Annotated in this window: 12 protein-coding genes and 1 pseudogene; all 13 read right to left on the minus strand. The window is 45.1% G+C overall.

The window, feature by feature from the left end; genetic code table 11:
• Positions 1-323 precede the first annotated feature (323 nt).
• Positions 324-1,391: a cytochrome c-type biogenesis protein CcmH gene (locus tag PR675_RS04915; protein WP_060560853.1), complete on the minus strand. Its 1,068-nt coding sequence runs from the start codon at positions 1,389-1,391 to the stop codon at positions 324-326.
• Positions 1,388-1,945 carry a thiol:disulfide interchange protein DsbE gene (dsbE, locus tag PR675_RS04920; protein ID WP_060560852.1) on the minus strand — a complete coding sequence of 186 codons (558 nt, stop codon included), beginning with the start codon at positions 1,943-1,945 and terminating at the stop codon, positions 1,388-1,390. The genes PR675_RS04915 and dsbE overlap by 4 nt, the downstream gene beginning before the upstream one ends.
• Positions 1,942-3,873, minus strand: coding sequence for a heme lyase CcmF/NrfE family subunit (locus PR675_RS04925; protein WP_060560851.1), 1,932 nt, complete (start codon positions 3,871-3,873; stop codon positions 1,942-1,944). The genes dsbE and PR675_RS04925 overlap by 4 nt, the downstream gene beginning before the upstream one ends.
• On the minus strand, positions 3,870-4,349 hold the full coding sequence (gene ccmE / locus PR675_RS04930; protein WP_036941240.1) for a cytochrome c maturation protein CcmE: 480 nt from the start codon (positions 4,347-4,349) through the stop codon (positions 3,870-3,872). The genes PR675_RS04925 and ccmE overlap by 4 nt, the downstream gene beginning before the upstream one ends.
• Positions 4,346-4,558 carry a heme exporter protein CcmD gene (gene ccmD, locus PR675_RS04935; protein WP_060560850.1) on the minus strand — a complete coding sequence of 71 codons (213 nt, stop codon included), beginning with the start codon at positions 4,556-4,558 and terminating at the stop codon, positions 4,346-4,348. Before ccmD ends, ccmE begins: the two co-directional genes overlap by 4 nt.
• Positions 4,558-5,295: a heme ABC transporter permease gene (locus PR675_RS04940; RefSeq protein WP_060560849.1), complete on the minus strand. Its 738-nt coding sequence runs from the start codon at positions 5,293-5,295 to the stop codon at positions 4,558-4,560. Before PR675_RS04940 ends, ccmD begins: the two co-directional genes overlap by 1 nt.
• 192 nt (positions 5,296-5,487) lie before the next feature.
• On the minus strand, positions 5,488-6,090 hold the full coding sequence (gene napC / locus PR675_RS04945; protein ID WP_004922200.1) for a cytochrome c-type protein NapC: 603 nt from the start codon (positions 6,088-6,090) through the stop codon (positions 5,488-5,490).
• A gap of 9 nt (positions 6,091-6,099) precedes the next feature.
• Positions 6,100-6,549 carry a nitrate reductase cytochrome c-type subunit gene (gene napB, locus PR675_RS04950; protein WP_004922202.1) on the minus strand — a complete coding sequence of 150 codons (450 nt, stop codon included), beginning with the start codon at positions 6,547-6,549 and terminating at the stop codon, positions 6,100-6,102.
• On the minus strand, positions 6,546-7,409 hold the full coding sequence (gene napH / locus PR675_RS04955; RefSeq protein ID WP_060560848.1) for a quinol dehydrogenase ferredoxin subunit NapH: 864 nt from the start codon (positions 7,407-7,409) through the stop codon (positions 6,546-6,548). The genes napB and napH overlap by 4 nt, the downstream gene beginning before the upstream one ends.
• Positions 7,396-8,091, minus strand: a complete 696-nt coding sequence (gene napG, locus PR675_RS04960; protein WP_004922210.1) for a ferredoxin-type protein NapG — start codon at positions 8,089-8,091, stop codon at positions 7,396-7,398. The genes napH and napG overlap by 14 nt, the downstream gene beginning before the upstream one ends.
• A gap of 6 nt (positions 8,092-8,097) precedes the next feature.
• Positions 8,098-10,584 carry a nitrate reductase catalytic subunit NapA gene (napA, locus tag PR675_RS04965; RefSeq protein ID WP_040132254.1) on the minus strand — a complete coding sequence of 829 codons (2,487 nt, stop codon included), beginning with the start codon at positions 10,582-10,584 and terminating at the stop codon, positions 8,098-8,100.
• Complete coding sequence (napD, locus tag PR675_RS04970; RefSeq protein WP_014656456.1) at positions 10,565-10,843, minus strand: chaperone NapD; 279 nt, start codon at positions 10,841-10,843, stop codon at positions 10,565-10,567. Before napD ends, napA begins: the two co-directional genes overlap by 20 nt.
• Positions 10,833-11,325: pseudogene (napF, locus tag PR675_RS04975) on the minus strand (ferredoxin-type protein NapF). Before napF ends, napD begins: the two are co-directional and overlap by 11 nt.
• Between the last annotated feature and the right edge of the window lie 539 nt (positions 11,326-11,864).

Raw genomic sequence — 11,864 nt, forward strand, 5'->3', positions numbered from 1 at the left:
ATCATTTAATTTAATCATAAAATAATAATTATATTACTTATAAAACAATCATAAGATTAAATAAAATTAAATATTAACTTCAATAGCTTACAAGGAACCAAGTTAATTTATCATTAATAATTAACTATAAAGGATTTCAAATAAATAAATTACTTATTTTTCAATTTTAATCGCCTAATTTCAATATTGAATCGATTCAAACTAAAAATGACCACCATTTAAATAAAACGTATCGAGAAAAATAAAATCAAAAAATGGTACGCAGAATATAAAAACGGGAGCGATTGCTCCCGTTTTAGTGCTTTGAATCAGTTAACAACCCACTATTGAACTGTTTTTTTCTCATGCACCATCATCAATGCTTGTTCAATACTGCGCTCAATGACTGTTCGTCGCTGATCATTTTCAGGTAATAATTGCAGCATCATCTGCCAAGCTGAGATAGCTTCTGCATAACGAGCCCGCTCAAATGCATTAAAAGCAAACATGCTTAATGCCTTAACATTGGTCCTATTTTCAGCAATCAGCTTACGCAATAACTCACCTCCAATGCGATTATCTTCTGGATCAGACGAACGCGTTAACACTTCGGCATACCCTAGCGCCACGTTATCATCATTCGGCTTGAGTCGATAAGCCCGCTCATAAGCATCTGTCGCCATCGTGGCATTATTTAATACCATGCCAATCCGACCTAGCATCACCCATGCATCGGCATTTTGAGGCTCATCCTGCAAACGAGTACGTAAACCTAACGCAAGGCGCTCCATTTCTTCAAGATTAAGTGGTGGCTCTGAGGGATCTAACGCTCTGTCAAGCAACGCTGGCGCCTGTTGGTAAGCTAAATGCCAATCTGCAACTTTGCCATAACTGCCTACCTGATAATAAGCCGCGGCCCCAATTCCGAAAGCCATGATCACCCCCGGGACATACACCCACCCAGTTGAGCGCGTTGGCTTTATTGAAGCGGTATGTTGCTGATCATTTGGAACATCTTGTTTTATGCGAACACGTTTTTTAGTACGTGCGTAAATGATCCACCCACCGACAATCATGGCTGCAAAAGGTAATCCCCATAAGATGGCCGTTAATGGCGTCAATGGAGGATTGTACGTCACAAAATAGCCGTAACGTGCCACCATATAGTCAACGATTTCATCGCGGCTCTTGCCTTCTTTCATCAACTCATACACTTTTTGCCGTAAATCTAAAGCAATCATTGAGTTTGAATCTGCAATGCTATTGTTTTGGCACTTCGGGCAACGTAACTCTTCTGTTAACTTACGAAATTGCTGCTCTTGCTGCTCATTATCAAAGGTAAAAACTTCAGTCGCCGCAAAAGCACTACTTGCACTAACCGCTAGCATCAGCAAACCAATAATATATTTCATTGGCTGGCCTCCTTGCTATAGCGTTCCCATAATGGTTTCACTTCCTTATTCCAGACACGCTCATCCATTGCGCCTGCATGGCGATAACGAATAATCCCATTGCCATCGATTAAGAAGGTTTCAGGAGCCCCATAAACGCCCAGATCAAGGCCTAACATGCCCTCACCATCAAAAAGACTTAAAGCATAAGGGTTACCAAGTTCGCGCAACCAAACAATCGCCTTATTGCGATCATCCTTATAGTTTAACCCCACCACGCGTACACCTTCGGCAGCAAGCTGATTGAGGTATTTATGTTCAGCGCGACAAGTAGGGCACCATGTCGCCCAAACATTTAAGAGGATAGGTTTCCCTTGAATCAATACATTTGACTCATAATGTTGACCGGGGTTTTCAAGTGACTCTAAACGGAACACAGGCACCGGTTTACCCACTAATGCAGATTCAAGTAAACGAGGGTCATCCCCTTCGGCATTACGCATCAATTGCCATAACAAAACGGCGGCAATAGCAGCGAAAATAATAAAAGGGATCAAGAAAACTTTGCGTTTCATGCAGCCTCCTGCACGGGTTTACGGCGACGATAGCGCGGATCAAATAGGCAGCATAGCGCTCCAGCAGCCATTAAAATGCCTCCCGACCAAATCCAGCGCACAAAAGGTTTGTAGTAAAGGCGCATAGTCCATACCTCTTTGCCGACCTCTTCTCCTAATGCAGCATACAAATCTCGGGTTATTCCCCCATCGATAGCCGCTTCGGTCATCACGGCACGGCTGGTGCTATAAAAACGTTTTTCAGGCTGTAATTTAGTGAGTAATTCACCATTTTTCTTAACGTCAATATTCCCTATCACACCCTGATAATTCGGGCCATTCGCTTCATGTACCCCATTAAAGACAAAGGTATAATCACGAATAACCACACTTTCACCGGGCTTCATTTTGGCATCACGTTCAATGCTGTAATTTTGACTAAAGGCAATCCCCACAATGGTTACTGCTAAACCTAAATGTGCAAGTACCATTCCCCAATAACTTGGTGTGAGCTTGATTTTTTTACTAATACGTACACGCATTTCGGCGAACGCCAGTAATGCTATCCAGCAAGCCATCATTAAACCAAGCACGGTCAACGCTTCTAATCTATCTTGCATTAGCCATGGCAGTAGGCATGACAATATCAAGGTCACGAGCAAGGCCATTAAGAGTAATTTTCTAATCGCTGCGGGGCGGTCTCTCCCCCAACGCACTAGAGGCCCAATCCCCAGTAAGAGTGCGAATGGCACCATTAGCGCGATAAACATGGTATTAAAGAAGGGCTCACCAATCGAAATACTGCCTAAACCAATTTGTTTGTGAACTAAAGGCAGTAAGGTGCCTAATAACACGACCAGCATTGCAGCGGTTAGGATGACGTTATTCGCCAGTAGCATTGATTCCCGAGACCAAAGCGCATTATTAACACGAGAACGAACCTTGTGACCTCTTATGGCAAACAGCAGCAATGAGCCACCGATAACTAAGACCATAAAGGCGAGAATGAAGAGTCCTCTCGAGGGGTCAGATGCAAAGGCATGCACAGAAACCAGCACCCCTGAACGTACGAGGAAAGTACCGAGTAAACAAAGTGAAAACGCAAATATCGATAGCAATAAAGACCATGCCTTAAATGTCGCTCGCTGCTCTGTCACCGCCAGCGAGTGAATTAACGCGGTTCCTACTAACCAAGGCATAAACGACGCATTTTCAACGGGATCCCAGAACCACCAGCCGCCCCAGCCTAGCTCATAATAGGCCCAAGCCGAACCTAACATGATGCCGAGCGTTAAAAAAAACCACGCAGCCATCGTCCAAGGGCGAGCGAAACGGGTAAATGAACTATCCAGCCGGCCACTAAGCAACGCCGCGATAGCAAATGCGAAGGCGACTGAAAAGCCAACATACCCCATATACAGCAATGGTGGATGGAAAATCAGGCCGGGATCTTGCAAGAGCGGATTTAAGTCACGTCCTTCAATTGGGAAGGAGGGCAAGGTGCGCGAAAAGGGGTTAGAGGTGAAAATGATGAACAACAGAAACCCGACGCTCACCATCCCCATTACTGCTAAAACACGAGCAACAATATCCAGCGGCATGCGGTAGCTACATAATGCAACCGCAAACGTCCAGCCGCTCATCAATAGCACCCACAACAGCAGTGAACCTTCATGCGCACCCCATGTTGCCGCAACCCGATACCAAACAGGTAATTGCGTGTTGGAGTTATTTGCAACATAAGTAATTGAAAAATCATTTATAACAAAGGCGTTGACTAGCACTAAAAATGCGCCAGCCACACACAAAAACAGTAGCCAAGCAAGAGACCTTGAAGCCCGCATTAAGCGCTCATCGTGACGAGATACGCCCCATAATGGATAGATAGAGAGTAATACTGCAATACCTAACGCTAGGCATAGCAGTATATTGCCAACCTCAGGGATCATAGTGCGTTATCCTTATAAGCCGCGGCAGGTCGACGGTGATTTTCCTGCATCGCTTGCTCAACTTCGGGTGGCGTATAATTTTCATCGTGTTTAGCGAGCACTTCTTTGGCAATGACATGATGGTTTTCAGCCAGCTCCCCTTGGACAACTACCCCTTGCCCTTCTCGAAACAGATCAGGCAAAATCCCCTCATAGCTCACATCAACTTCCGCTTCCGCGTCATACACCGTAAAGGTGACTTTCAGGGAGTCCGGATCACGCTGAACGGTACCTGGCATCACCATTCCCCCGACACGTAAGCGTTGGCCAACTTCAGGTATCTGCTGGGTTTCTCGCTTCCCATAAATGATCTCACCGGGGGTATAAAATAGGTCGATACTGGAGCGAAGTGCATATAAAAGCAGCGCGACCATTAACCCCACACCAATTAGAATGGAACAAACTAGCCATAATCTATTTTTACGACGAATATTCACTCAGCCTCCCGACGCGCTCGTGCTGCTTTCTGTCTTGCTTCTCTTGCTTGCTGTGCAGTGATGGAATTTATAATCATTTTGCGTTGTAAAACGGTGTGAATACACAACAGCAATAGCGGTGTTACCGTCAATAGAACTGCCAGCCAGACATAAAAGGCATAACCGCCCATTGCAAAAAAATCCGCCCAAGATGCAAATGCACTACTCATTATTTACGCCCCTTCTTATTCACGATATCCATAACCCATGGGCGGTTACGCTCCAGTAGTAATAATTGGTTACGCAAACGCACCAGCGTCAGAGAAATAAATAAAAATAGATAGCCTAAGATAGCCAAACGCAAAGGTGTGCGCATTGCAGGGTTAATACTTTGCTGCATTCGCGTTGAAGGCTGATGTAATGTGTTCCACCATTCAACGGAATAATGGATGATAGGTAAATTAATCACACCAATTAAGACTAAGATCGCCGCAGCTTTTCCTGCTGTCCGGCGGTCATCAAATGCATGCCAAAGCGCGATAATGCCAACATACAGAAAAAAGAGAATAAGTTCTGAGGTTAAACGTGCATCCCATACCCACCATGCGCCCCACATGGGTTTGCCCCACGTTGCCCCCGTGACTAAGGCAATAAAGGTAAATACCGCACCAATAGGTGCCATAGCGGCAATCGTTAATTCAGCCACTTTCATTTGCCAAACAAGACCAACAAAAGCGACGAACGCCATAATGGCATAGATCCCCATTGACCACATTGCTGCTGGAACATGGAGGTACATAATGCGATAGCTATCACTTTGCTGATAATCGGCGGGCGCAAATCCGAATCCCCACCCCCAACCTAGTACTAAAAAAATCACACTCAGGGTAATAAACCAAGGGGTCAACCGCCCACATAGTTGGTAGAGATTGGCAGGAATAGCAAGTTGGTGAAGCTTTTTCCACATATTTAAAGGCTCCAGATCATATCTCAGGCAAACTTTGCGCTGCTGCAATATACAATACACGTAATAACAATGGGTTTATTGATATAGCACAAATATAAACTGAGGCTAGTCAAACCATTAACTGTTGACTAGCCTCTATGCTTCTCAGGCGTGATCCCATTTAATCAACCTTCCTGAGTGACGCTTTTCCATTTAAAAACCCGGCTCAACTTCGCGCATATCAGGTAGCTTATGAGCTATCCCTTTATGGCAATCAATACAGGTTTTTCCATCAACAATGGCCTGATCATGCATTTTGGCTGCCACGCTTTTTTGTGCCGTAAAATCCATGTATTCAAAATTGTGGCAATTACGGCACTCCTGAGAGTTATTATCTTTCATCCGTCGCCACTCATTTTGCGCCATGGCTAAACGGTGCTCTTCAAATTTTTGTGGTGTATCAATGATGCCGAATACTTTGCCATAAAGCTCTTTGCTGGCTTTAATCTTTCTGACCATTTTAGGTCCGAACTCATGAGGTACATGGCAATCAGGACAGGTTGCTCGAACACCACTACGGTTGGTGTAGTGGATCGTTTCCATATACTCTTCATACACGTTTTCACGCATCTCATGGCAGCTAATACAAAATTCTTCAGTATTAGCCATTTCCATTCCCGTATTAAAGCCGCCCCAAAAAATGACGCCACTAACAAAACCAATCAATAGTAAGGTTCCCAAAGCCAAACGGCTCGGGCGTCGCCACCATTGCCACACTCTACGGATCACACCAGGCTTAGCGTTATTGTTTCCCATGTCGGCCTCTTATTTCCCAAAACCTTTGGATGGGGTAAATGTGTTCTCCACAATCGGTGAAGTATCGGACTGCGGCACATGGCACTGTAGGCAGAAGTAGCGGTTTGGTGCTACACCACCTAATACTTTCCCCGTAGCATCCACGAAGTGTGTCGGGCTAACGCGAGGCGCCCCTGTTGTTCGATAACTTTCAACACCATGGCATTGTAAGCAGCGATTTGTATTGGTGGTAATTTGATAACCATCAACGCTATGTGGGATCATTGGAGGTTGATTCACATAGTTTAAAGCCATTCTTTCCTGCTCTTTAGGAATATGAATGCCACCTTCTTGAGTACCAGAAACTTCTGGTGACTTAGACAGATCAACGCCATTTGTCGCCCAAGCAAGGCTCGAGGCAACGAGTCCTATTACCGCCATCCAACGGCTCATTGTCTTAATCAGGGCATGGGTTTTCATGATTTCGCTCCCGAACTCCATCGTAGTGTTATTTTAAAAACATCCTCAGAACACACATCGATACAACGACCGCATGTTATGCAGTCCTTATCCGAAATGAATGCTGGGGCCTGTTTATCTAAAACCGGGGTACGCAAAACTTGCGGCTCCGGACAAATGTGAAAGCAATCCATACAGCGAGTACAATTTTGCTTGTTTATCGCTGTGACCATCAGTGCCCCTTTACAACCGGCGATCCCATATAAGGCACCGAGAGGACAAAGGTGACCACACCAGCCATGCTCCACAACGAGTAAATCGAATAAAAATAAGGCGAGCAGCAATAAAGCACCGCTACCAAAACCGAAGATGAGGCTTCGGCCCATTAATGAAACGGGGTTGATCCATTCCCACAATAAAGTCCCTGTTACCGCAGAGCCGATTAAAATCACCACAAGCAACACATAACGGATATAACGAGGGATCGTTGCGGATTGATTAAAATCGAGCTTACGGCGTAACCATGCTGCCGCATCCGTAACAGGGTTTACAGGGCAAACCCAACTGCAAAAAATACGTTTTCCAAGTAATGCATAAACTAGCAATACTATTGCTGCACCAATTAATGTCGAAATAGCAGGTAAATAGCCACTAGCAAGACTTTCTAACGTGATCAAAGGGTCAGTGAGCGGGATTGAATCTAACAATAAACTGCTACTGTAATTACCATGTAAGATCCAGACCCCAAACCAAGATCCACTCAAAAACATCGCGATTACCAATAGTTGACTGATACGACGCATCCATAACCATTTATGGCTCTGCCACCAGCCCTTTTTCGCCAGAGCTTCGCGTCCGGCATCACGTTTACGATTTGCCATTATTTCCCTCCAGCCAACCAAAACGGTAGTGATGCCCCAATTCACCTTTCGCAAGCGTTAGCGGCAGGACTTTAATGGCCGCTTCTTCGAGGACACAAGCCTGCTCGCACTTACCACATCCCGTACAAGCTTGACTATGCACTGTTGGTAAAAAACGTGCATGCTTCCCCGTACGGTGGTTTTGCTCAAGCTCCAGTGTGATAGCCTCATCAATTAGCGGGCAAACGCGATAACACACATCACAGCGCAACCCTTGAAAATTGAGACAGTTTTCCTGATCAAGTAACACTGCCAACCCCATTCGTGCGTCATTGATAGACTCAATCTCTTTATCCAGTGCACCACTCGGGCACACTTTGGCGCACGGGATCTCTTCACACATTTCACAAGGGTTTTCTCGCGCAATAAAATAAGGCGTTCCCGCTGCCAGTCCTGATGCTAATGTTGCTAATTTCAACATGTCATAAGGGCAAGCTTGTACGCACTGCCCACAACGAACACACGCACTCGCAAATGCATTTTCATTAATGGCTCCCGGCGGGCGGAGACGAATTCCACTCGCGCGGGAAGTTTGTTGCTGTAAGCCCAGTACCACACCAACCGCCGCCAATCCGCCTGCCGCACGAACGGCATCGCGTAAGAAACGGCGACGACTATTTTGAGGTTTAGGTTTCTGGGACATATGCAATTACACCTTTTCCAATTTAACGGCACATTTTTTGTAATCCGTCTCTTTAGAGAGTGGGTCTGTTGCATCCAGCGTTAAGTTATTAACTAACTGAGATGCGTCAAAGAAAGCCATATACACCAATCCTTTTGGTGGTCGGTTACGCCCTCGTGTTTCCACAATAGTGGTCACTTCACCACGGCGTGAAATCACTTTTACCTTATCACCACGACGTAACCCTCTCTCTTTCGCATCTAGAGGATGGATAAAGACCTGTGATTCAGGAAAAGCTCGGTGCAGTTCTGGTACACGACGAGTCATACTGCCGGTATGCCAATGCTCCAACACACGCCCCGTTGATAGCCATAAGTCATATTCTTTATCAGGTACTTCCGCCGCGGGTTCGAACGGCAATGCAAAAATGACCGCTTTACCATCTGGCTTACCGTAGAATTGATAACCCGCACCGGCTTTGACATAGGGGTCATGGCCTTCGCTGTAACGCCATTGCGTCTCTTTGCCATCGACCACAGGCCAACGGATACCGCGTGCTTTGTGATAATCATCGAAAGGCGCAAGGTCATGACCATGACCGCGACCAAAACTGGCGTACTCTTCAAATAACCCTTTTTGTAGATAGAAGCCCAATTCGCGTGACTCATCATTGAGCTGATCTTCAGCTAACTCAGTGATCGGGAACTTGGTAACCGCTTGGTTAGCAAACAGCACGTCATACAGGGTTTTACCGCGATACTCCGGTTTTTGAGCCAGTAACTCTTCAGGCCAAACCTCTTCCGTTTTAAAGCGACGGGCAAATTGCACCATTTGCCATAAGTCAGATTTCGCTTCTCCCGGCGCTTTCACTTGCTGACGCCAAAATTGTGTCCGGCGCTCCGCATTCCCGTAAGCCCCCTCTTTTTCTACCCACATGGCGGTTGGCAAAATCAAATCTGCGGCGATAGCACTCACGGTTGGATAAGGATCAGAAACAACAATAAAATTGCGTGGGTCACGCCAGCCCGGCATCCGCTCTTGATTAATATTAGGGCCTGCCTGCATGTTGTTGTTACACATGACCCAATAAAAGTTAAGCGTGCCGTCTTTTAATGCACGGTCTTGCGCCACGGCATGTAAGCCAATTTTTTCTGGGATCGTGCCGGCGGGGAGTTGCCAAACTTGCTCCACTTTTTCGCGGTGTTTTTCATTCGTTACCACCATATCGGCGGGTAAGCGATGGGCAAACGTACCGACTTCACGAGCAGTACCACACGCAGACGGCTGCCCCGTCAATGAGAACGGACCACAACCCGGCTGAGAAATTTTACCTGTCAGTAAGTGCAAGTTATAACAGAGGTTATTCGCCCAAACACCACGAGTATGCTGATTGAAGCCCATTGTCCAATAAGAGACGACTTTTGTGTTTGGATCTGCATACAATTTTGCTAGTTCTTCTAGCTGATCTTTCGGCACCCCTGTCATTTCAGCGGTTTTATCTAATGTGTATTCAGCCACAAAGGCCTTATATTCTTCCCAAGTCATCGGCACAGAGGCATCTGAACCCGGGTTTTTAGCACTTTGTTCTAATGGATGAGTAGGACGCAATCCATAACCGATATCCGTTGTTCCTCGACGTAAGTTAACGTGTTTATCGAAGAATTCCTGATTCACCGCATCATTTTGAATAATATAGTTAGCAATATAATTGAGGATCACTAAGTCAGACTGTGGGGTAAAGACAATACCGTTATCAGCTAACTCAAAGCTACGATGCTTAAATGTGGAGAGTACAGCAACACGCACATTAGGGTCAGATAAACGCCGGTTGGTAATACGTGACCATAGGATAGGATGCATTTCTGCCATGTTCGAACCCCAAAGCACAAATGCATCGGCTTGCTCGATGTCATCATAACAGCCCATAGGTTCATCCATACCAAAAGTACGCATGAAACCAACAACCGCTGAGGCCATACAATGGCGTGCGTTAGGGTCTAAGTTGTTAGAGCGGAAGCCGCCTTTAAACAATTTTGATGCAGCATACCCTTCCCACACAGTCCATTGGCCTGAACCGAACATGCCAATCCCTTCAGGGCCGCGCTCTTTTAATGTGGTTTTTACTTTTTCTTCCATGACATCAAAGGCTTTTTCCCAAGTCACCGGGGTAAATTCACCATTTTTGTCATATTCACCGTCTTTCATTCGCAGCAATGGCTGAGTCAAGCGATCTTTACCGTACATGATTTTCGGTAAAAAATAGCCTTTAATACAGTTTAAGCCACGGTTAACTGGCGCTTCTGGGTCACCTTGGCTCGCCACAATGCGACCATTTTGCGTTCCCACAAGTACACCACAACCTGTACCACAGAAGCGGCAAGGTGCTTTATCCCATTTGATGGCCTCTTGTTGCCCGACGACCGCTTTAGCGATACTCGGAACGCCAATACCTGCCGCCGCAGCAGCGGCCGCAACAGCATTGGCTTTCATGAAGCTACGACGACTGAGTTTCATCATTTTCCTCACATTGCTCATCCTGCTGGTGGTAAACCAGCGAAACAGCCAGCACACCATTAACATTGCGTACTGAATCAATAGTCTCAATCAGGGTGCGACTGTGTTCTGACTCGACAACAACAATCAATTTGCCTGTTTCCGGTGAACTGATAGCCACCTCACAACCGGGTAATTGATTTAAAGCTGCCGTCACAGCGCAAGCCTGTTCACTTTTTACTTGTACAATCAAACTACATACTTGCCAGCTATTGCGCATTTTCATGCTCCAAAGTAATGGCTGATACGGGGCAACCGGCAACACAGGCACCACAACCTGTACAACCTTGCTTATCAATATTGGGCTGATAAATTCCACTCAGTGATGGGCGAAACGCGATCACTTGTGGCTCACAATTGTCTTCGCATCGCCGACATTCAATAGAGCGATATGCCAGACAGGTTTGAGCAATTGAAATGGAAATATCCCAAGGTTGGGAGAGTTGTGGAAGAAATATTGGCTCAGGGCAAGCGGCAGCACAGGCATAACAAAACGTGCACTCCCCCTTGCAAAAAATCAACAACGGGATAGCCACCGGGGCCAGATATTAAAATTGAGGTTTCACAATGCGTCAGGCAATGGTTGCAACGAGTACAACTTTCAATGAAATGATCTTCACTACGACTCCATGGCGGTCGAATAACGGGTGCGGCGCGACGCCATGCACCAGTCAACACTCCCCGACGGGTGATATCAGCCATGTTGATTTCCTTAACATTGCCCAAACAAAATTAATGCAAAAAGTAAAAATTAACCGCAATTATTATATGTGTATTCACTCAGAATCTTATCGATAGAGAGTAAAAAAATACATACCACCTAATAGGTAACATTAATGAATGTACTATTTAGAATGAAATAATTTATACAGAAAGTATTATTTGAAATAACGATGTAACTTATTGACTAGAACTTAAATAAATTATCTTCAAACAAAAAATATTAACATTTTTTAAATATGAGAAACCAAATTAATCCTAATGTTTCATGAAACCCTCATATATATAACATTATAAACTACCACTAAAGTAGTAGTTATAGTCATCAACGATGAATATCCACATTGAAAATATTAGAGGTGCTGCACACTTTGGTTATTAGTTAAATAATAGATAAGCAGATTACTTAGTCATATCCTACTGATAATAAAGCCTTTCAATATGAATTCAATAAATAAAAACCCTCACTCACATGAAAGTGACGCTTAAATGCTTTGCTCTCATTTATTTTAACTGACTCA

Origin of the sequence: Providencia sp. PROV261 (assembly GCF_028477945.1) — a bacterium.
Classification (GTDB): Bacteria; Pseudomonadota; Gammaproteobacteria; order Enterobacterales; family Enterobacteriaceae; genus Providencia; species Providencia stuartii.